Origin of the sequence: Clostridium beijerinckii HUN142, assembly GCF_000621745.1 — a bacterium.
GTDB classification, from domain to species: Bacteria; Bacillota; Clostridia; order Clostridiales; family Clostridiaceae; genus Clostridium; species Clostridium beijerinckii_A.
This window is the reverse complement of sequence record NZ_JHXK01000022.1, coordinates 91,997-113,137: the sequence shown is the minus strand read 5'-3', so window position 1 is coordinate 113,137 and position 21,141 is coordinate 91,997. Positions and strand designations below refer to the sequence as shown.

The following is a 21,141-nucleotide window of genomic DNA, read 5'->3' as shown; positions in this document are numbered from 1 at the left end:
TAGGAGGAACTAAAAATAAATAATTTTCTATATAATATTGTAGTGTTTTAAAGCATATTTAATTCCATCATCCTCAATATCCTTTGTGACAAATGATACTAAGTCAAATAATAATGGAGTACTATTTCCCATAGCAATACTGTTTTTCACATATTTAAGCATAGATAGATCATTGGTACTATCACCAATAGCATATGTGTTTTCGTGGTGAATATCTAAATAATTTATTAAGTATTCTATACCTGATGCCTTGGATAATCCTAAAGGAACTAATTCATAAAAGCCTTCACCACGATGTATAAATTCAAATAAACTTTTGAATTCATTATGAAAGCTTTCAAAATTACTATTTTCATTAGTCCAAATTACAAATTTATCAAAGTTAATTTCAGCGTCATCAAAGGTTTTACCTTTATAAAATCCTTCCCTTATGTGACGTTCTTTGATTCTAAGAACTTCTTTAGAATGTATATTGGTATCGTAATAAATATCATTCTTACCTTCTAATATAGCATCGATATTATATTTGCGAAGCTTGGCTACAATTTCTTTTGATAAATCTATTCCAAGATTTCTATGTAGTATTTCTTTATTTTTAAATTCTATGTAAGTTCCACATCCACAAACATAACCATCAAAATTTAGTTCTTTAACACAATCATCAATTCCTATAATTGTTCTCCCCGTATTAATGAAGATTAGATGTCCATTTTCTTGTGCTTTTTTTAGAGCTTCCTTAGCACTATTAGGGACTGTATAAGTCTTTTCATTAAATAATGTTCCATCAATATCAAAAAATATAATATTGGATTCCATTATGTCACCTTCCTTTTTCGTTTGTATATATATTAAAGCTGGCTTATTTTACTTTGTTTATTATAACTATTTTATAAAATTAATACAATGTTTGAGTAGTTATTTAAAGATTTTTCGGTAATTGATAGACAAATTCACTCTATTTCTCTAAACTTTACATAAAGCTATTAAGTATAGTATAATTACAAAATAATTAAGAATTTATGTTCGATTTATAAGGTGAAATTAAATGAAAAAAGGAGGGGAGAAATATGAAATTTGACAAAAAACAAATAAAACTAATTAATAATAAGCCAAATGGTCATCTATTAATAAAAGGTCCAAAGGGGTCTGGGAAAACCACTGCATTTATACATAAGATTCCATCACTACTTAATAATTACTGTATATCTAAGGATGATAAAATTCTTGTCGCAGCTTGTAACGAAGAATATTCTGATTATTTTTATTCTGTCTATAGAAATATTGAAGGTGAAAAATATCATCAAAATAGCTTCTTTGATGAAGATAATAGTGATAAATTAGAAATAAGGACAATAGATTCTTTAGTCTCTTATTATTTAAATAAATATGTAAAAAATAATAATGAAAATCTTACTTTGGCATCTTTTGAAGAACGTGAAGCTGAGCTTAAAGACGCAATACGTATAGTGTCTAAAAAGTACGGAAAGAAAAGGCCAGCTATATTAAATTTGGACCATATTAAATTTATACAAGACGAGATTAAATGGATTAAATCATGTGATTATCTAAATCTTGAAGAGTATCAAAGTGCTAATAGAGTTGGTAGAATTAATAATTTAAACATTGAGATATCTAAAATTCTTAGAAGAAACTCCAAACAAAGACAAGCTATTTTTGAAGTTTTAGAAGAATATACTAATAACTTAAGAAAGCTTAATAAAATAGATGTTCAAGACATGGAACTTTTAGCTTTAAATGAAGCAAAAAAAGCTCCAATAATTAATTATACCCACATATTCATAGATAATAGTCAGCAACTTACGAAAGTTCAATTAGAATTATTTAAATCACTATATAATGAAAAATCTTATTCTAGTATAACATTTATTATGGATACTTTTGAAACTGCAATTCCTAATGCTTGGCTTGTAAAGGGACGCCACTTTTCTAGTTTAGGGTATGATATGAAGGGAAAATGTATTTCTTTGAATGAATCTTACAAAGAAATAGAAGTTGAAGAGATCGAAGAATTTGTAGATAGCAGTGATAAGTTGATTCAAAAAAATGAGACTAATAAGAATTTATTACGAAAAGACGAGGCAAATAAGAATTTTTCATCAAGTTCATCTCTTACTTTAGGTTCTATAGAATATATAGATTTAAAGAGAAATGTATCTCACAGATTTATAAAAGACTCAGGATCAGTGGATGAAATATATGTAGATTATAATAACTTTGAAGAAAAAGTTGACGACATAGTAAATATTCCCGTGTTTAATGAAATTGCAGCGGGTAATCCGATTTTAATTAACGAATATATTGAGGATAGCTATTCTTTACCAAAGGATTGGGTAAGAAGTTCAAAAGATGTTTTCATGCTTAAAGTTAAAGGTGATTCTATGATAAATAAAAATATTTATGATGGAGATTACGTAGTAATAAGTAAGCAAAATATGCCACGCATTAAAGATATTGTTGCTGTTGATATTGAAGGTGAGGCAACGCTTAAGACTTATAAAGTTATTGATGGAAAAATCGCTCTTATACCTGAGAATGACAAATATCAGCCAATTATTATAGATGATCAACAATTTAACGTTTTAGGTGTAGCTATTGGGCTTATTAAAAATTCATAGATTTAGTGAAAAACCTTGTAATTATTGGTATAATTGTTACAAGGTTTTTTTTATTCTTTAGAAAGTATATTCCAGTAAAATCTGTTGATAACTTAAAAAAGTTTTATTGAATCGTTTTGGTATTTTAAAAAGAATAAAAAAAAGAAATCTTATTCGCCTGCCAAATTTTTCTCACATGCGCTCGAAAAGGCAGATGCGTGAAAAAATTCTCCGGCTCCATAGTCGCCTGAGATTTTTTTATCTATAATAAAGTTTATGTCATCAATCATTTGGAATTATATGTGCAGAAATTATTATAAAAGCTATATGGTTAGGAAGTGAATTAATATGTTTGAAATTAAAAATATCAAATTTAGAAATATATTAGATATCAAATTTCTGAATATAGATAAGCGAATTACATGTGTTGTAGGGCCTTCTGGTAGTGGAAAGACAACTTTACTTCGCATGTTAAACCGTCTAAACGTACCCGATGAAGGAGTTATACTTTATAATAATAAAGATATTTCTAAAATTGATACAATAATATTACGTAGAAATGTAGTTATGTTAGGTCAAACTCCTATCATTTATAGTGGCAATATAGAAGATAATCTCCAAATCGGATTAGAATTTTCAAAAAAACTTCCTGCGTCAAAAAGTAGAATGAAAGAAATTCTTGAAAGAGTGGAGCTTAATAAAAAACTCACTGATGGATGTGGTAACCTTTCTGGCGGGGAAAAACAGCGACTATGCCTAGCTAGAGTAATGTTGATGGATGCTGATACCTATTTGTTAGACGAGCCTTCAGCTGCACTAGACAAAGATACTGAGCAATTTATAATAGATAATTTTTCAAAGTTTGTGTTAGAAAACAATAAGGAACTTATAATGATCACTCATTCAGAGCAAATAGCGCAGAAATATAATAATTCAATAGTGAGAATTGAAAAGGGAGAGGTTGTGAAATCTTATTATGAATAATGCAGTCATGAATTTATCAGTGCTCCAACTTTCAATTGCATATGTTTTTGTACTAATAATGCTTATTATTTTTAAATCAAGAGGCATCAAAAGAGAAAAACAAATATTGATTGCTTCAACTAGAATGACAATACAACTTACTATAATGGGCTATGTTCTCATGTTCGTATTTAATAATCCAAGTTGGTGGTTAACTTCTTTTATGATTATAATTATGATTTCTTTTGCAATCTATAATTCAATAAAAAGAGTGAAAGTTCAAATGTCAAAGGAATTAAAAAGTATAATTGCTTTTTCAATGACATTTGGTGCTCTTTTAACTGCAGCTTTTTTTATAATAGTGGTTCTTTGTGTTCGTCCATGGTTTAATCCTCAATATTTTATTCCTATTTCAGGCATGATTGTTGGCAATAGCATGACTGGTATTGCACTTGGGGCGAATAAGCTATGTAGTGATTTTGAAGATAAAAGAATTGAAATAGAAAATTCGTTAATGCTTGGAGCAAGCCCACTTGATGCTACTAGGAAAATTGTTAATAATGCTTTCGATAGTGCCATCCTTCCAACTATGAATAACATGCTGACTATGGGAATTGTGTCTTTACCAGGAATGATGACAGGACAAATTCTTTCGGGAACATTTCCTATTACTGCAATAAAATATCAGATTGGCATAATGCTTGCTATATTAGGCAGTACTGCTGTATCAACTGTTTTGTTTGTAACTCTTGGATACAGGACATTTTTTACTAAAGATAACAGGTTAAAATAACTAATATTTTCATAAGCCTTATATGAAGATCTATTCAATATTCTTAAAGTTTTAATTAATATGAATTTTAATCTTAAATTTTTCATAAAATTCATAGGAAGTAATTTTTTATATTCCATACTCTATAACATCAAGCGTATTTCCAATAAAAAAATAAATTAATTATTAAGTTTTATTAATTTATATGGATATAATATAATAATTAGTATATTATATTATTAAATGATAATTAATATTAATTAGTAAAATGTATTAAAGAGGTGAAAGAATGTTTAATTGTATAAAATGTGAAAATAATAACTTTAAAAATTTAATAAATGGTGAATGGGTCGGTAGTAAAGATAACAAAGTAATTGAAATCTATTCGCCCCTTGATAATTCGTTAATAGGTACAGTTCCTGCTATGACAAAGGAAGATGTTGATAATGTAATAAATATTGCAAAAGCTGGACAAAAAGAATGGAGTAAAGTTCCAATAAGTGAAAGAGCCGAAATCTTATATAAAGCAGCTGATATTTTAGTTGAAAGAACTGATGAACTTGTTGATATCATGGTCAGAGAAATTGGTAAAGACAGAAAGAGCTCAAAGTCTGAAATTCATAGAACTGCAGATTTTATAAGATTTACTGCTGATACAGCTAAGAATATGTCTGGTGAAAGTATACCAGGAGATACTTTCCCTGGATTTAAAAGAAATAAAATTTCAGTTGTAAATAGAGAACCATTAGGAGTAGTTCTTGCAATATCTCCATTTAATTACCCAATAAACCTATCAGCATCAAAGATAGCGCCTGCAATAATTGTAGGAAACTCATTAGTATTAAAACCTGCTACTCAAGGTAGCCTATGTGGCTTATACTTAGCAAAAGTTTTTCAGGAAGCAGGAGTACCAAATGGAGTATTAAATACAATTACAGGTAGAGGCAGTGAAATAGGAGATTACGCAGTTACTCATAAAGGGGTAAACTTTATTAATTTTACTGGAAGTACAGACGTTGGTGTTAGAATTTCAAAACTAACTAGCATGGTGCCACTTTTAATGGAGTTAGGGGGAAAAGATGCCGCTATAGTTTTAGAAGATGCGGACTTAGAGCTTGCTGCCAATAATATTGTAGCAGGTGGTTACTCATACTCTGGCCAAAGATGTACTGCAGTAAAAAGAATTTTAGTATTAGAAAAAGTTGCTGATAAATTAATTTCTAAAGTTAAAGAGAAAATGAATAAACTTGTGGTCGGAAATCCATTAGAAAAAGATGTAGATATTGTACCCTTAATTAGTACTAAATCGGCTGATTATGTTATGGAATTAATAGATGACGCTAAAGATAAAGGTGCAGATCTAATTGTTGGTGGAAATAGAGAAGGTAATTTAATATATCCAACACTTTTTGATAATGTTACTACTGATATGAGGCTTGCATGGGAAGAGCCTTTTGGACCAGTTCTTCCAATAATAAGAGTAAAAGATAAAGATGAAGCTATTGAGATAGCAAATAGATCAGAATACGGACTTCAAAGTGCAGTATTTACAAAAAATATAGATGATGCATTTTATGTAGCTGACAGATTAGAGGTAGGTACAGTACAAGTAAATAATAAAACAGAGAGAGGTCCAGACCATTTCCCATTCCTAGGAGTTAAAGCTTCCGGAATAGGCACTCAAGGGATAAGATATTCAATTGAATCTATGTCTAGACCTAAAGCAACAGTAATAAATTTAGTTAGATAAACACATAAAGTTTGAACAAATTATTAGCTACTTTTAATTATTGAAGATTTGTTGAGTTGATATAAAATCAAATGAAAAAATCTTATAATAAGTCACTATGTGGGGAAAATACACCAAGTTGAATTCGAATTATTTGGATTTAACTTGGTGTATTTTTTATATTAATATAATTCTCTTATATGGCTTAAATGACGTTTGAGCTTTAAAAGTGTATGATTTAGAAGTTTTATGTAACTAAGATTTATTACTTGTACTATTATATTTATATAAGCAAGTAGGAGGTTAAAAAAATGAGCAATCAAGAAGATGCATATGTAATTTATGATGATTTTGAAACTGGGTATTTATTAAGATTCTATTTAAACTATGGTCTTAGTTTCGGGCCAACAAGCTACCAAAGTGGAGCTTTGAAAGAAAAGTCTCAAAAAGAATTTGAAGAAAAATATCAGTATATAAAAGATGTATTTAAAAAAGCATTAATTACTGTACGAAACAATCAAGAAGTTGTAATAAAGAAAAATAGAAATAATCAAATTAGAGAAATAATCAATACAGAAAGTGAATTATTCTTTTATATAAATAAATATCGTGGGAAGAGATATTTATCTCCAGAATTAATTAATAGACTAATTGATGATTTAAAGGTAGTTCCTAAATAAGCTTATGAATAATTGTTCTAATGAGTAGGTATTTAAAATTCTAAGTACCTGATCTAAAATGTTAATATATTAAGGAGATTGTTGTGATATGGAAACAAAAAATAATATCCATTATGGAATGATTGATGTATTACGCTTAGTTTTTGCAATTGCGGTTGTATCAATTCATACAATGGCTTTTAAATCCATAAACGAAGATCTATGGATTACTACTAGTATGGGTATTGCTAGACTCGCTGTGCCATTTTTCTTTATAGTTTCAGGTTATTTTTTATATAGTAGAATTGGTTCTGAAAAAGAGCCTAAATCAACTATTAAGCATTTATTACGTATTTATGTTTTATGGGTGATTATAGAGACTATAGCTTTATTTCCACTTGTTTTAAGTAGCTTAAGCGCTCCTCCTATTTTAATTATTGAAAGATTATTATTTATAGGGGTTACAGGAAGCCTTTGGTATATATCTTCACTGATTATTACTATTTTTATAATTTCTCCATTATTAAAACGAGACAAGTTATTTCTCTTGTCTATAATTGGATTTGTATTATATCTATTTGGTACAACTGGATATACCTATTATAGGTTATTTGAAAAAACTATAATAAGTCCTTTAATAAATAGTTATACGTCAATATTTATGTTTCCACAAATAGGTATTACTGAATCAATTCTTTTTATATCTTTGGGTGCAATGGTTAATAAATATAAATTAAATAAAAAAATAAAAAAGTCAGGATTGCTAAGTATACTTTCGATTACATTACTCTTAATTGAAACCTTTGTTTTAAATAAAACTGGAATTGCTAAGGATGCTAATATGTATTTATCAGCAATAATTGCAGCTCCTTTAATCTTAATCTGGGCAATTAATTCTAAAAAAGATATTTCTACTAATGTTTCTAAAGCCTGTAGGGAATATAGTTTAGGAATATATTGTTCTCATCAAATAGTTATGATATGGCTTGCAATGTTTATACCAGTACTTTTTGCAAATACAATTCTTAGGTTTATCTGTTCTTTATTATTATCTGCATTAATAATTACAATTTTAAGAAAAACTAAAATTAGAAAAATCCTTTTAAGATAAATATTTATATCTATTTTCAGTTAAATAAAATATTAATGAAAATCTCTAAGATAATTGTTATAATTGTTCTAGGGATTTTTAGATGTATAATGAAATTTATATAAATATTACCTTAAATTAAGTATATATAAATCTAGGTCGAGAAATAGTGTAACCTAGCTACATAAAAAGGAGGAAATTAATTATGGCTTTAACGCCAATGATGGTTGAATATATGAAAACAAAGGAGGAATACAGTGATTGTATTCTATTTTATAGACTAGGTGATTTTTACGAAATGTTCTTTGATGATGCAATAACTGTATCTAGAGAACTTGAGTTAGTTCTTACAGGAAAAAATTGTGGTCTTGAAGAAAGAGCTCCTATGTGTGGAATACCACATCATGCAGCAGCAGCATATATACCAAGGCTTGTTAATAAGGGGTATAAGGTAGCAATATGTGAACAGCTTGAAGATCCAAAGGAAGCAAAAGGAATTGTTAAAAGAGGTGTTGTAAAAATAATTACACCAGGAACATTCATAGATGCTAATAGTTCTCTAGAAAATGATAATACATATTTAATGACTATATACGAAAGTGACGAAAAAATAGGTTTAGCAGTTTCGGATATAAGTACTGGAGAATTTAAAACAACTTCCTTTGATAATATAAAGATAACTTTATTAGACGAGATTTCAAAGGTTGCACCTAAAGAAATTTTAGTAGATAAAAACATTAGCCAATCTTTAATAGATGATATAAAAGGTATAACTACTGCACTTATAACAGAGAAAGACTTTAATGAATTTATCGTATCAAAAGAAGAAATTATAGATCAATTTTCGGATTTAGAGGTTTCTGGATTAGTAAATGAAAGAGAAATTGCAAGCAGAGTACTACTTAAATACATATATGAAACTCAAAAAATGAGTTTAACTAATATAAATTTATTAGAACAGTATGAAATAGTTAACTACATGACAATTGATGGTAATTCAAGAAGAAATTTAGAACTTACCGAAAGCATAAGAGAAAAAAGTAAAAAAGGTTCTCTTCTATGGGTTCTTGATAAAAGTGCTACATCTATGGGTGGTAGAACAATTAGAAAATGGATTGAAGAACCGTTAATTATTAAATCTGAAGTAGAAAAAAGACTAAGTGGTGTTAGTGAAGCATTTAGTTCAATTAGTTTCAATGAGGATTTAAGAAGCTCTTTAAAAGATATTTATGACATAGAAAGAATTGTCGGTAAAATTTCAAATAAAAATGTGAATGCAAAAGATATGTTATCTCTTAAAGCTTCATTAGACAAATTACCATCTATAAAAGAACTTTTAGGAACTGCTAATTCAGAACTGCTAAAAGAATATTATGAAAATTTAGATGAGCTATCAGACATAAGAGAATTACTTGAATCTTCCATTAAAGAAGAGCCCTCTTTAAGTATAAAAGAAGGAAATATAATTAAAGATGGTTATAATTCAGAAGTTGATGAATTAAGACAGTCAAAGCTTCATGGGAAAGAATGGATTGCAGCTCTGGAAAATCGTGAAAGAGAATTTACCGGAATCAAATCTTTAAAGGTAGGTTATAACAAAGTATTTGGATATTACATAGAAATTTCAAAATCAAATTATAATTCTATTCCAGAAGGTAGGTATGTAAGAAAGCAAACTCTTGCAAACGCTGAGAGATATATAACCGAAGAACTTAAAATTATGGAAGACAAGATACTAGGTGCAGAAGAGAAGCTTATAAACTTAGAATATTCTTTGTTTACTGATATAAGAGATTCCATCGAAAAAGAAATTGCTAGACTTAAAAAAAGTGCTAGAATAATTTCTAATCTAGATGGTATTTCGACATTAGCATTAATTGCCCTTGAAAATGATTATGTAAAACCTAAGATCAACGAAAATGGAATTATTGAAATAGTAGATGGCAGACATCCGGTTGTTGAAAAGGTAATTGGAAGAGGTGAATTTGTTTCCAACAATACTACATTGAATCAAAGTGATAAGGAATTACTATTAATAACTGGGCCAAATATGGCAGGTAAATCAACATACATGAGACAGGTTGCCCTTATTACACTAATGGCTCAGATTGGATCTTTTGTACCAGCATCTAGTGCTAATATTTCAATTTGTGATAAGATATTCACTAGAATTGGAGCGTCTGATGATTTAGCTGGTGGTAAATCCACATTTATGGTTGAAATGTGGGAAGTATCAAATATACTTAAGAACGCAACATCTAAAAGTTTAGTATTATTAGATGAAGTAGGGCGCGGAACCTCAACTTACGATGGACTTTCAATAGCTTGGTCTGTCATTGAATACATAACCGGAAATGAAAATTTAAGATGTAAAACTTTATTTGCAACACACTACCATGAATTAGTAAAGCTTGAAGGAATTTTACCAGGTGTTAAGAATTATTCTGTAGCTGTTAAGAAAATGAAAGATAGCGTAATCTTCTTAAGAAAGATAGTCGAAGGTGGTGCAGATGAATCTTACGGTATAGAAGTTGCGAAACTCGCCGGACTTCCAGATGATGTTATTAATAGAGCAAAAGAAATTCTTCTAGGCCTCGAAGGAGAAAATAATTTTGATATACACAAAGTAACAAACACTGAAATCATAGAAAGTGAAGTTGCTGTAGATATAAATGGAGTCAATAATGTAGTTACTATTACTGAAAAAGCCTGTGAAAGTAAGAGCGAGTATATAGAAAAAATTGAAGAAAAAGATTCTTTTGATAAGGTAGAGAGTAATAAAGCTAATGATAGAATTGATGAAAAGACTGAAAATTCACCTAAAAAACATAAGAATAAGGATTCTTCTAACAATATGCAATTAGATTTTACTTTTATAGAAAAAGAGGCATTTCTAAAAGAAGTTAGTGAAGTTGATATATTAGGTTTAAATCCTATGGAAGCCATGAATACTCTATATAGGTTAGTTGCTGAAGCTAAGAAATTAAACAGTTAATAAGATGATGACGTAATAGTTGTATTTCCATACTTTAAAACAAAACATAACAGTACTTTATCATAAAAGGTATTGTTATGTTTTTTTAGAAGCAAAAATTTCTGAATGTGTTAGAGTAGTTTAATAATTCCAATTATGTTAAAATAACTTTAAATGCAGTTAGAACGTAAGTTTTTAAATAAACAATATAATATTCTTGTATAAAATTGCTTTTATGAGTTATGACTGTATTATATATAATATTACGGGGTGAGTTACTTTGATATATATGAATGAAAACAAATTTAAAGAAGAATCATTTGAAGATTTAAAAATTAATTGCAAAAAATGCTTTGGTTTTTGTTGTGTTGCATTATATTTTTCGGCTTCAGATGGATTTCCAAACAACAAAAGCGCTGGAAAACCTTGCTTGAATTTACAATCAAATTTTAGTTGTTCTATTCATAAAGATTTAAGAAAAAAGGGCCTTAAAGGTTGTACAACTTACGACTGTTTTGGTGCTGGACAAAAGGTTGCTCAAATCACATACGCTGGATATAATTGGAAAGAGAATCCTGAATTATCCGATAAAATGTTTGACGTCTTTTTGATTATGAGACAGCTTCATGAAATGTTATGGTATTTAAAACAAGCGTTAATAATACAAACTAATGAAAATATAAAAAATAGAATAAATAATTTAATAACTGAAACAGAAGATATTACTAGATCAACACCAGATTACCTTATGTCGTTAGATATAGAGTCGCATAGAGATGGTGTTAATGCTTTACTTAGGCAAACAAGCGAATTTATTAGAACTAAGATACTTGATGGTAAGAAAACTAATTTTAAACGCAAAAAAACAATTGCGGGCAGATTAGATTGCATTGGTGCGGATCTTAAAAAGATTAATCTTAAAGGTGCAGACCTAAGAGGATCATTTCTTATTGCAGCAGATCTTAGAGGAACTGATTTAAGTTATGCTGATCTTATTGGAGCAGATTTGCGTGATGCAGATATTAGAGGCGCTAATCTTAAAGATAGCTTATTTATTACACAATCCCAAATTAATTCAGCGAAAGGTGATCATAGTACAAGATTACCAAAACCAATAGTACGTCCAGCTTCTTGGGAAGATAATACATATTAATGTTTTACTGAATAGTTATTTTAATAGTAGGCAAAATAAAATTTGAGGTGATTATAAATGAAAGATAAAATAAAAACAGAGAAGGAAAATATTATTGTGAATGAAGAGACAAGATATGTAATCTCAAATCCAATTGCCAAAGGTATAGAAAGCTCAATTGCAATGGGTATGGATACAACATATTCACCATTACCACTTTTTTTTAATAAGGAACTAAATAATAAATCTAAATAGAGTGATTATAATACAAAAATAAGCTTTTACAAGCTTATTTTTTTGTAAAAAATTATTTGTGTATTAGAATATGATAAAATAATTTTAAAAGAAGAATTAAAGTGCAAGGAAGTGAATATAATGCCCATATTTAGATTAACAAAAGAGATAATATTTCCTAATCCAGAGCTCTCGGAAAAAGATGGACTTTTGGCAATAGGGGGAGATTTGTCATTAGAAAGACTAATATTAGCTTATTGTAATGGTATATTTCCATGGTATAACGAAGGTGAGCCGATTCTTTGGTGGTGTCCCAAACCAAGATTTATATTGATACCTAATGAAGTTGAAATTTCTAAATCAATGAAGAAAATTATAAAAAAAGAGACCTTTCATGTAACTTTTAATAAAGATTTTTATGGTGTAATTAGTAACTGCAAGGATATTCGAGAAAATAATAATGAGGGAACTTGGATAAGCAATGATATGAAAAAAGCATATGTAAATTTATTTAATAACGGCTATGCAATGAGTGTTGAGACATACATTAATGAAGAGCTAGTGGGAGGTTTATATGGCGTTAAAATAGGAAAATGCTTCTTCGGAGAGAGTATGTTCTCTAAGGTAAGTAATGCATCTAAAATAGCATTAATAAAACTTGCTGAAAAACTTGAAAAAGAAAATTTCATATTTATAGATTGCCAGATGCATACAAAGCATTTAGAAAGTATGGGGGGGAAGTTTGTAGAATGGGCAACTTTCAAGGAATTATTAAGAAAAGGTAGACTATAGTCGAAAGAATATCTTAAATGAAAAATGCCTAAGTTTGAAATTATCTATAAATAATCATAGTATTGTAGATGAAATTAATATAAAATATAAAAATAGGTTTAAGCATTAATACATTAATGCTGTTAATAAACAAGATTAGTAAATAAGGTGAGTTGAAGTATGGAAGATTTGAAAAAAGCAATTAGAGAAATAATAAAAGACGATGTTATAAAGTTGGTAATTAGCAATAAGACAAATAAAAGTTTTGAGTATAATAAAATTGCTATAAATCTCAAAGAAAGTAATAGCAAAATGTATTATCAAATAGAAAAATATACTGATAAGCAAGTATTTCATGAAAATATTGATATGGATGTTTTGGAAGAAAGAATTATAGAGTATGTAGAACCTAATTATAAGCAAATTTCTGCATGGTCAAATTCTGCTAGCTTTGAGGTGAAAATATCAAAAAAAGGAAAGGTGCTATTAAGTAAGAAAAAAAGCGATAATAAAAAAACACTTAACAAAGCTCATAATAAAGAAAAAAATTATATATTAAAAGAAGGTATGATTATTGATCCTTTAATAGATTTAGGTGTATTTACAAAAGAGGGAAAAGTAGTAAACTCGAAATATGATAAATACAAGCAAATAAATAGGTTTGTTGAAATTATTGATGACGAGATCAAGAAAAATGATTATAAAGAACTTACTGTTTTAGATTTTGGTTGTGGAAAATCGTACTTAACATTTGTATTGTACTATTACCTTGTAGAAATAAAGAATATTAAGGTAAAGATGATTGGCTTAGATCTTAAAGCTGATGTTATAAAAAAATGTAATGATATAGCCAAAAGTTATAACTATGAAAATTTGCACTTTGAACTTGGAGATATAAATGGTTTTAAATATAACAATAAAGTTGACATGGTAATAACATTACACGCATGCGATACAGCTACGGATTATGCATTGTATAATGCGATAAAATGGAATGCTAAATTAATATTCTCTGTCCCTTGTTGTCAGCACGAATTTAACGCCCAGATGAAGACAGATTCACTGTCTATATTAACAAAGTATGGAATAGTTCAAGAAAGAATTGCAGCACTTATGACTGATTCTGTTAGAGCAAACCTTTTAGAATGCATAGGATACAAAACACAACTTCTAGAATTTATCGATATTGCACATTCTCCTAAAAATATATTGATTAGGGCGTCCAAGTCTAACATATCTAAAGATAAAAGAGAAAAAGCTTTATTGGAAGTTAGGAACCTAATTAACCAATTTAATTTTAATCCTACATTATATAATCTATTGAAAGATGATAATTTAATTTAAAGTTCACAAATCCACGACATTATTTAATTTTTGTCGTGGATTTATGATTTTAGTGTCTTTTCTTTTTAAATTCAGTATGAGAAGAAGGTTCAGCTTCCCCAAATGGACTTTCTTGATGTGCTTTTTCTTTTACTTCCTTATTATAGTTTTGTGATGCTGGATCAGATACACTTTTAGTTGAATTATAAAAATCTTTATCATTCATAGTAAAGCCTCCTTATAGAAAATATTTAATTGCTAATATTAGCTTAACCATATTAGCAACAAATATTATTTATTGTAAATGTATTTTATATTTAAATTGTTATTTATATGTAAATTAAATATAATATTATTCTAATGGCGATATTATTAAGAATATTAAAATTATTTAAAAGACAGGGTAAAAACATATTTAAAAAAGTTTATTAGAATTGCAGATAAGTCACATACCAGTATTTGCAATATTATTGAATATATTAAACAAGTATGTAATAATAACAATGTATTATGAGTAATTTAATGTGTTAATTAACAAAGTTTGTTTAGAAGTGATTTTCTTATTTACGTTTTACGATGATTACTGAAAGGAGGAAAATGTAGCTTGAAAAGAATAAATATATTAAATGAAGATACAGCAAATAAAATTGCAGCAGGAGAAGTTGTAGAAAGACCAGCATCGGTAGTTAAAGAATTAATTGAGAATTCTATTGATGCAAATTCTAAAAATATAGTAATTGAAATAGAAGAAGGTGGAATTTCTCTTATTAGAATAATAGATGATGGAGACGGAATCTATAAAGATGATATAGCAAAAGCATTTCTTCCACATGCTACAAGTAAGATACAAGAGTCAGAAGATATTTATAATATACACACTCTTGGATTTAGAGGTGAGGCACTGCCATCTATAGCGTCTGTAGGTAAAGTTAATCTGAAGTCTAAGCAGGATAACGAAGCTTTTGGATACGAAATATCTATTGAAGGCGGTAAAGCATCGGAAGTAGCGGAGTGTGGAATAAATAGAGGTACTATAATAGAAGTTCATGATCTATTCTTTAACGTTCCTGCTAGAAAGAAATTCTTAAAATCTGTATCAAAAGAGAGTTCGTTAATAAATGATATAGTAACAAGACTATCTATAGCAAATCCTAAAATAAGTTTTAAGTTATATAACAATCACAAAAAGGTATTGCATACCTTTGGTAACGGAGATCTTAAGGATGTAATAAGAACCATATACGGAAAGACCATAATAGATAATATACTTTACTTTAGTGATAGCTCTGATTTAATAACTGTTTATGGTTATGTAGGGACTGAAGAAATAGCTAGAGGATCAAGAAATAATCAAAGTATTTTCGTAAATAATAGATATATAAAAAATAGAGCATTAGCAGTAGCGGTAGAACAAGCATTTAAATCATTTTCAACTGTAAATAAATTTCCGTTCTTTATACTGTTTATAGAGGTATATCCTGAGTATGTAGATGTTAATATTCACCCAACAAAGGCTGAAATAAAATTTAATGACGAGAGAACGATATTCAAAAAGATTTTTGGTGCAGTTCACACCTCGTTAAAGAATGAAGTTTTTGAGACTTTTGCAATAAAAGAAGAAGAAAATACAAAAAAAGTTCCACGGGCAACCTTTGAGGAGATTACTTTTAAAATAAAGGAAGAAGAAGAAAAGGTTAAATTTGCAAGTTCTGCTGCAAAGACATTAATATCTCAAGGGAAAGATCTTAGGATTAATAACGAAAGTAGCGTTGAAATTATATATGAACCGAATTTGAAATATGCGAATCAAACAATAGTCATGGAAAACACTGACTACAATGAATCAGATGAGGACTCGGTAAGTATTCCTGTAGATCTTAAACCTAATTCAAATATACAAGAGTTTGTTGAAAATGATCTTAACAACGGCGAAGATGAAGTGAAATATAATTTTGAACGTATAGAAAACGTAAGTACACAAAGTGAACATGAAAATTCTAAACAAAATCCTATTGCTAAATTTCCACCAATTACTATAATCGGCCAATATAACAAAACTTATATACTAGGTGAGTATGACGGTACTTTATATATGATTGATCAGCATGCCGCTCATGAAAAAATATTATTTGAAAAATATCTTAGAGAGATTGAAGAAGGTACTATTATAATTCAACCTCTTATTATTCCAAGTATAATTGATTTGAGCATTGATGATTATTCTTATTTTGAAGAGAATAAAGGCATATTTAGAGAAGCTGGTTTTTTATTGGAAGAGTTTGGTGGAAGCTCATTATCTCTAAAAGAAGTTCCCTACTTTTTAGGGCGGCTTAATCCCAAAAACTTGTTTTTAGAGATACTTGATAATTTAAAGAATTTAGGTAATGGCAAAACTACTGAAGTGAAACATAATGCTATTGCAACTAAAGCATGTAAAGCAGCTATTAAGGGAAATGACAAGTTGGAAATGAATGAGATGATTAAATTAATTGAAGATTTAAGATATATAGATGATCCTTTTCATTGTCCACACGGAAGACCTGTAATAATAAAATTTACAAGTATAGACATTGATAAGAAATTTAAAAGAATAATATAATATTTCTATGTTATTCTAAATAAATATAAACTTTAAAATTATTAACGAGAGGATAAAATAATGAAGCAAAAATTATTAGTTATTGGTGGTCCTACTGCAGTAGGAAAAACTGATCTTTCAATAAAATTAGCAGAAAATTTAAATGGAGAAATTATTTCAGCTGATTCCATGCAAATCTATAAATATATGGATATAGGTTCTGCAAAAGTAACGAAAGATGAAATGAACGGAATAAAGCACTATTTAATTGACATAATAAAACCTGATATTCCTTTTTCGGTAGCAGATTTCAAGCAATTTGGTGAAGAAGCATTGGAAAAAATTATACATAACGGAAAGTTTCCGATAATATCTGGGGGAACAGGTTTATACATTAATTCATTAACTTGCAACATGACTTTTACAGAAGCGGAAAAAGATGAAAGCTATAGAGATTATCTAGAGAATTTAGCTCTAGAAAAAGGCAATGAATATATACATGGGATGCTTAAAGATGTTGATCCTATAAGTTACAAGGAAATTCATGCTAATAATAGGAAAAGAGTCATTAGAGCGTTGGAGGTTTTTAAACTTACCAGCAAACCTTTTAGTTCATACAATGCCGGGTTAGATTTTTATAATAGTGATTATGATGTATATTATTATGTATTAACTATGGATAGACAAAAATTGTACGATAGAATTAATAAAAGAGTTGATTTAATGATGGAAAAGGGATTACTAAATGAATGCATAAGATTAAAGGAAATGGGTTATAATTCAGATATTCAATCCATGCAGGGGATAGGTTATAAAGAAATATTATATTATTTAGAGGGTAGAATAACTTTAGCAGAAGCAGTGGAGATGATAAAGCAAGGATCGCGAAATTATGCTAAAAGGCAGCTTACATGGTTTAGACGTGATAAAAGATGTGTATTTTTAGATAAGGATAGTATGAGTGATAATGAAATTTTAGATAAAGTTATTAATGACATAATAAAGAACTAGCAGTATAATATTAGTAATAAAATCACTTATGGAGGTGTTATATTTTGGTCAATAAGCAACAAAACAATCTACAAGATATATTTTTAAATAATGCGAGAAAAAATAAGATACAAATAACTATCCACTTGGTAAATGGATTTCAGTTAAAAGGCATTGTAAAGGGATTTGATAATTTCACTGTTATTTTGGATTGCGATAATAAGCAAATGCTTATATATAAGCATGCGATATCAACTATAACGCCAACTAAACCAATTTTATTTGCGGATAACGAATACGAAACTACTTAGTAAATAGGCATTGTTTTGCCTATTTATTTTTAGGTGTTTCTAAACTTTGGAGGATGAGACTTAGATATGTTAAAAAAGACAGAAGAATTTTTAATCAAAAATTATAATATTAATGAAAGGACATTTGAAATATATAGACAGGCTTTGTGTGATACTGAAGCTCAATTTAAGGAATATGATGAAATTAGAGAATTTAATCAACTTAAAGTATTAAAAGCATTTCAGTTAGAAAAAATTAGCGATTCTCACTTCACAAATACTACGGGTTATGGACTTGATGATTTAGGTCGTGACTCATTAGATAAAGTATATGCTAATATTTTTAATACTGAAGCAGGGCTTGTTCGTCCACATTTTGTTAGCGGAACACACGCTATTGGATGTGCCATTGCTGGTAATGTTAGACCTGGCGATAAGATATTATGTGTTTCTGGACTCCCTTATGATACTTTACTTGGGGTTCTTGGACTATCAGAGAAGAAAAATGCTGGTTCTTTAGATCAATACGGAATAAAAACCGATATAGTGGATTTAGATAATGAAGGCAAATTTCAGTTTGATAAAATTCAAGAAGCATTGAGAAATGACTCGGATATTAGACTTATACATATTCAAAGAAGCACTGGTTATGCTTCGAGAAAATCTTTTTTAGTTTCTGAAATATCTGAAGTAATTAAACATATAAGACAAATACGTGAAGATGTTATTATCTTCGTGGACAACTGTTACGGAGAATTTATTGAAGCTGTTGAACCTACAGAATATGGTGCAGATATAATGGCTGGATCGCTTATGAAGAATATAGGTGGTGGTATTGCTCCAGGAGGAGGGTATATTGTTGGAAAAAGACAGTATGTTGATGCAGCAGCTAATAGAATGACTGTACCAGGTGTAGGAGGGGAGTATGGCGCTACGTATGGGCTTATGAGAAGTTTCTATCAAGGATTATTCTCAGCTCCTCATGTAGCAATAGAAGCTGTAAAAACGGCAATATTCTGCGCTCGTGTAATGGAAATCGCTGGATTCAAGGTATTTCCTTCATCAACAGATAAAAGAACTGATATAATTCAAGCAATTGAATTTGGCGATGCTAAAAAATTAATTAACTTTTGTAGTGGTATTCAAGCTGGGTCTCCTATAGATGCGTTTGCAGTGTGTGAGCCATGGGCAATGCCGGGGTATGATAGTGAGATTGTAATGGCTGCTGGAGCATTTATTTCGGGTTCAACAATTGAATTATCCGCTGACGGACCAGTTAGGGAGCCGTATATAGCTTATATTCAGGGCGGATTGAATTTTGATCACGGAAAAATAGGAATACTTATTGGACTAAGTAAAGTATTAGAATTAGCTAAATAATAGGATTAAATTTATTACTAGTTACTCATATGTAAACAGAAGTATAAAATAAGAAATAGACTATTAGATTATCCAATCTAATAGTCTATTTCTTTACTATCTTATAATATAATTTCATAAATTAATAACAAAGTAATTTGTTTAAAATGATCTGAATATACCTACAAGTTTGCCTAAAATCTTACAATCATCTACTACTATGGGATCCATAGCATCATTTTCAGGCTGAAGTCTAATATGATCTTTTTCTTTAAAGAATCTTTTGATTGTAGCACTATCTTCTATTAATGCTACAACTATATCGCCATTCGCTGCTGTCTGTGCACTTTCTATAATGGCTAAATCATTATCTCTAATACCTGCATTAATCATACTTTCACCAGATACACGTAACATAAACAATTCCCTATCATGCTTTATATAATCTAATGGGAGTGGAAATGTATCTTCGATATTTTCAGTTGCAAGTATTGGGGAACCTGCTGTAATCTTGCCTACAATAGGAACGTTAACCATTTCTTTTTTAGGCATTGAAAGTTCTGCTATTTCTAGAGCCCTTGGTTTAGAAGGATCTCTTTTAATCATTCCTTTTTTTTCTAATCTTTTTAAATGTCCATGAACAGTTGAAGTTGACCTTAAAGAGACTGCTTCGCAAATTTCTCTTACTGAAGGCGGATAACCTTTGCTCTCTGTATAACTTTTTAAAAATTCGTATATCTCTGATTGCTTATCTTTTTCGTCTGACATTACAAACACCTCACTATTCTTCTAATAATTATAACATATACTGTATAACATAGCAAACTTGTGTTCTGAAACTACGTTTAATAATTATAAAGAGAAGATAAGCATTGTGTTTAAATATAATCAATTTGAACACAACATATTAACTAAGTATTCCAATTAATTAAAAATGGTAGTATTATTTTATAGTAGAATAATAAATTTATAAAATTAAATTTTTGAGATGATAATTTCAAGGTGAGGCGGTAAATATGTTTGATATTAAAATTTTTGAAGGTATGAGCACAGAAAGCAAATTAGACAATATGCTTATAATGCTTGAAGGGTTGATTCAAGGAGATGAAGATTCACAAATAACAAAACTTTGTAATGCATCAGCACTAATCAATTCACTTATAGATAGAATAAATTGGTGCGGATTTTATTTAGTTAAAAACAATACTCTAGTATTAGGTCCGTTCCAAGGAATGCCTGCTTGTACAAAAATTGAAATAGGGAAGGGCGTTTGTGGTAAGGCTGCATTGAAAAAAGAAACTTTACTCGTTGATGATGTACATAAATTTGAGGGGCATATAGCGTGTGATGCTGCTTCGAATTCGGAAATAGTAATTCCTATACTTAAGGAAAAAAATCTTATTGGTGTTTTAGATTTAGATAGCGAAGAATTTGGAAGATTTAGTGAAGTAGAAAGAATTTACCTAGAAAAAGCAGCTTGCATACTTAGCAAGTATATAGAATGGAATAATATAATTTAGATTAAATAAATAGATTGTATTTAATAATATTCTTATTTAAATTATTTGTTTTTATTATATATCTTATTGTAAATTAAAAATTTGCTTTAAGTTACTATTTTTGATATAATAAAGTTTCATAATACAAAAATGAGGTGTTTTA

At 28.9% G+C, this 21,141-nt stretch carries 19 protein-coding genes; 16 read left to right on the top strand and 3 right to left on the bottom strand.

The annotated features are described in order from the left end of the window. Positions 1-27: 27 nt before the first annotated feature. Entirely contained in the window at positions 28-816 is a 789-nt protein-coding gene (locus tag T483_RS0112425; protein ID WP_026887147.1) for a Cof-type HAD-IIB family hydrolase, read from the bottom strand. Positions 817-1,067: 251 nt separating this feature from the next. Between T483_RS0112425 and lexA (T483_RS0112420) the strand changes: the two genes are divergently transcribed. The 11 genes from lexA (T483_RS0112420) to T483_RS0112370 all read left to right on the top strand — a co-directional run bounded on the left by lexA (T483_RS0112420) (position 1,068) and on the right by T483_RS0112370 (position 14,283). Further along, positions 1,068-2,636: a transcriptional repressor LexA gene (lexA, locus tag T483_RS0112420; protein WP_026887146.1), complete on the top strand. Its 1,569-nt coding sequence runs from the start codon at positions 1,068-1,070 to the stop codon at positions 2,634-2,636. Positions 2,637-2,963: 327 nt separating this feature from the next. Then, on the top strand, positions 2,964-3,599 hold the full coding sequence (locus T483_RS0112415; RefSeq protein ID WP_026887145.1) for an ABC transporter ATP-binding protein: 636 nt from the start codon (positions 2,964-2,966) through the stop codon (positions 3,597-3,599). Further along, positions 3,592-4,371 carry an ABC transporter permease gene (locus tag T483_RS0112410; protein ID WP_026887144.1) on the top strand — a complete coding sequence of 260 codons (780 nt, stop codon included), beginning with the start codon at positions 3,592-3,594 and terminating at the stop codon, positions 4,369-4,371. Before T483_RS0112415 ends, T483_RS0112410 begins: the two co-directional genes overlap by 8 nt. 268 nt (positions 4,372-4,639) lie before the next feature. Continuing rightward, positions 4,640-6,100 (top strand): NADP-dependent glyceraldehyde-3-phosphate dehydrogenase, encoded by a 1,461-nt coding sequence (locus tag T483_RS0112405; protein WP_026887143.1) that lies wholly within the window; start codon positions 4,640-4,642, stop codon positions 6,098-6,100. A 290-nt stretch (positions 6,101-6,390) separates the two neighbouring features. Then, complete coding sequence (locus T483_RS29065; RefSeq protein ID WP_035790134.1) at positions 6,391-6,759, top strand: hypothetical protein; 369 nt, start codon at positions 6,391-6,393, stop codon at positions 6,757-6,759. An 88-nt stretch (positions 6,760-6,847) separates the two neighbouring features. After that, positions 6,848-7,849: an acyltransferase family protein gene (locus T483_RS0112395; RefSeq protein WP_026887142.1), complete on the top strand. Its 1,002-nt coding sequence runs from the start codon at positions 6,848-6,850 to the stop codon at positions 7,847-7,849. Between the two features lie 184 nt (positions 7,850-8,033). Further along, positions 8,034-10,823 (top strand): DNA mismatch repair protein MutS, encoded by a 2,790-nt coding sequence (mutS, locus tag T483_RS0112390; protein ID WP_026887141.1) that lies wholly within the window; start codon positions 8,034-8,036, stop codon positions 10,821-10,823. Between the two features lie 268 nt (positions 10,824-11,091). Continuing rightward, complete coding sequence (locus T483_RS0112385) at positions 11,092-11,955, top strand: pentapeptide repeat-containing protein (protein WP_035790146.1); 864 nt, start codon at positions 11,092-11,094, stop codon at positions 11,953-11,955. A gap of 57 nt (positions 11,956-12,012) precedes the next feature. After that, a complete protein-coding gene (locus tag T483_RS31015; RefSeq protein ID WP_155268476.1) occupies positions 12,013-12,189 on the top strand; it encodes a hypothetical protein in 177 nt (58 codons plus the stop codon). 120 nt (positions 12,190-12,309) lie between these two features. After that, complete coding sequence (gene aat / locus T483_RS0112375; RefSeq protein ID WP_026887139.1) at positions 12,310-12,960, top strand: leucyl/phenylalanyl-tRNA--protein transferase; 651 nt, start codon at positions 12,310-12,312, stop codon at positions 12,958-12,960. A 159-nt stretch (positions 12,961-13,119) separates the two neighbouring features. Then, positions 13,120-14,283, top strand: a complete 1,164-nt coding sequence (locus T483_RS0112370; protein ID WP_026887138.1) for a class I SAM-dependent methyltransferase — start codon at positions 13,120-13,122, stop codon at positions 14,281-14,283. Positions 14,284-14,332: 49 nt separating this feature from the next. Here T483_RS0112370 and T483_RS31595 read toward each other — a convergent pair whose 3' ends face one another. Then, a complete protein-coding gene (locus T483_RS31595) occupies positions 14,333-14,488 on the bottom strand; it encodes a hypothetical protein (RefSeq protein WP_196244873.1) in 156 nt (51 codons plus the stop codon). A gap of 378 nt (positions 14,489-14,866) precedes the next feature. Between T483_RS31595 and mutL the strand changes: the two genes are divergently transcribed. The 4 genes from mutL (at position 14,867) to T483_RS0112345 (ending at position 19,500) form a co-directional block, all read left to right on the top strand. Next, the gene (mutL, locus tag T483_RS0112360) at positions 14,867-16,861 is read left to right on the top strand and encodes a DNA mismatch repair endonuclease MutL (RefSeq protein ID WP_026887137.1); all 1,995 of its coding nucleotides are present in this window, start codon (positions 14,867-14,869) and stop codon (positions 16,859-16,861) included. 60 nt (positions 16,862-16,921) lie between these two features. Further along, positions 16,922-17,851, top strand: a complete 930-nt coding sequence (gene miaA, locus T483_RS0112355; protein WP_026887136.1) for a tRNA (adenosine(37)-N6)-dimethylallyltransferase MiaA — start codon at positions 16,922-16,924, stop codon at positions 17,849-17,851. A gap of 44 nt (positions 17,852-17,895) precedes the next feature. Beyond that, positions 17,896-18,141 carry an RNA chaperone Hfq gene (gene hfq / locus T483_RS0112350; RefSeq protein WP_026887135.1) on the top strand — a complete coding sequence of 82 codons (246 nt, stop codon included), beginning with the start codon at positions 17,896-17,898 and terminating at the stop codon, positions 18,139-18,141. A gap of 66 nt (positions 18,142-18,207) precedes the next feature. Continuing rightward, positions 18,208-19,500, top strand: a complete 1,293-nt coding sequence (locus T483_RS0112345) for an aminotransferase class I/II-fold pyridoxal phosphate-dependent enzyme (protein ID WP_026887134.1) — start codon at positions 18,208-18,210, stop codon at positions 19,498-19,500. Positions 19,501-19,641: 141 nt separating this feature from the next. Here the strand turns inward: T483_RS0112345 and lexA (T483_RS0112340) are convergent, their stop codons facing one another. Then, complete coding sequence (gene lexA / locus T483_RS0112340) at positions 19,642-20,247, bottom strand: transcriptional repressor LexA (protein WP_026887133.1); 606 nt, start codon at positions 20,245-20,247, stop codon at positions 19,642-19,644. A 248-nt stretch (positions 20,248-20,495) separates the two neighbouring features. On the opposite strand from lexA (T483_RS0112340), the gene T483_RS0112335 reads away from it, so the two are divergent. After that, positions 20,496-20,999 (top strand): GAF domain-containing protein, encoded by a 504-nt coding sequence (locus tag T483_RS0112335; protein ID WP_026887132.1) that lies wholly within the window; start codon positions 20,496-20,498, stop codon positions 20,997-20,999. Positions 21,000-21,141 lie beyond the last annotated feature (142 nt).

What these genes read in the sequence shown, in the direction of transcription:
- T483_RS0112425 (WP_026887147.1), bottom strand. Translation starts at nt 816, where the DNA reads ATGGAATCCAATATTATATTTTTTGATATTGATGGAACATTATTTAAT.
- lexA (WP_026887146.1), top strand. Translation starts at nt 1,068, where the DNA reads ATGAAATTTGACAAAAAACAAATAAAACTAATTAATAATAAGCCAAAT.
- T483_RS0112415 (WP_026887145.1), top strand. Translation starts at nt 2,964, where the DNA reads ATGTTTGAAATTAAAAATATCAAATTTAGAAATATATTAGATATCAAA.
- T483_RS0112410 (WP_026887144.1), top strand. Translation starts at nt 3,592, where the DNA reads ATGAATAATGCAGTCATGAATTTATCAGTGCTCCAACTTTCAATTGCA.
- T483_RS0112405 (WP_026887143.1), top strand. Translation starts at nt 4,640, where the DNA reads ATGTTTAATTGTATAAAATGTGAAAATAATAACTTTAAAAATTTAATA.
- T483_RS29065 (WP_035790134.1), top strand. Translation starts at nt 6,391, where the DNA reads ATGAGCAATCAAGAAGATGCATATGTAATTTATGATGATTTTGAAACT.
- T483_RS0112395 (WP_026887142.1), top strand. Translation starts at nt 6,848, where the DNA reads ATGGAAACAAAAAATAATATCCATTATGGAATGATTGATGTATTACGC.
- mutS (WP_026887141.1), top strand. Translation starts at nt 8,034, where the DNA reads ATGGCTTTAACGCCAATGATGGTTGAATATATGAAAACAAAGGAGGAA.
- T483_RS0112385 (WP_035790146.1), top strand. Translation starts at nt 11,092, where the DNA reads ATGAATGAAAACAAATTTAAAGAAGAATCATTTGAAGATTTAAAAATT.
- T483_RS31015 (WP_155268476.1), top strand. Translation starts at nt 12,013, where the DNA reads ATGAAAGATAAAATAAAAACAGAGAAGGAAAATATTATTGTGAATGAA.
- aat (WP_026887139.1), top strand. Translation starts at nt 12,310, where the DNA reads ATGCCCATATTTAGATTAACAAAAGAGATAATATTTCCTAATCCAGAG.
- T483_RS0112370 (WP_026887138.1), top strand. Translation starts at nt 13,120, where the DNA reads ATGGAAGATTTGAAAAAAGCAATTAGAGAAATAATAAAAGACGATGTT.
- T483_RS31595 (WP_196244873.1), bottom strand. Translation starts at nt 14,488, where the DNA reads ATGAATGATAAAGATTTTTATAATTCAACTAAAAGTGTATCTGATCCA.
- miaA (WP_026887136.1), top strand. Translation starts at nt 16,922, where the DNA reads ATGAAGCAAAAATTATTAGTTATTGGTGGTCCTACTGCAGTAGGAAAA.
- T483_RS0112345 (WP_026887134.1), top strand. Translation starts at nt 18,208, where the DNA reads ATGTTAAAAAAGACAGAAGAATTTTTAATCAAAAATTATAATATTAAT.
- lexA (WP_026887133.1), bottom strand. Translation starts at nt 20,247, where the DNA reads ATGTCAGACGAAAAAGATAAGCAATCAGAGATATACGAATTTTTAAAA.
- T483_RS0112335 (WP_026887132.1), top strand. Translation starts at nt 20,496, where the DNA reads ATGTTTGATATTAAAATTTTTGAAGGTATGAGCACAGAAAGCAAATTA.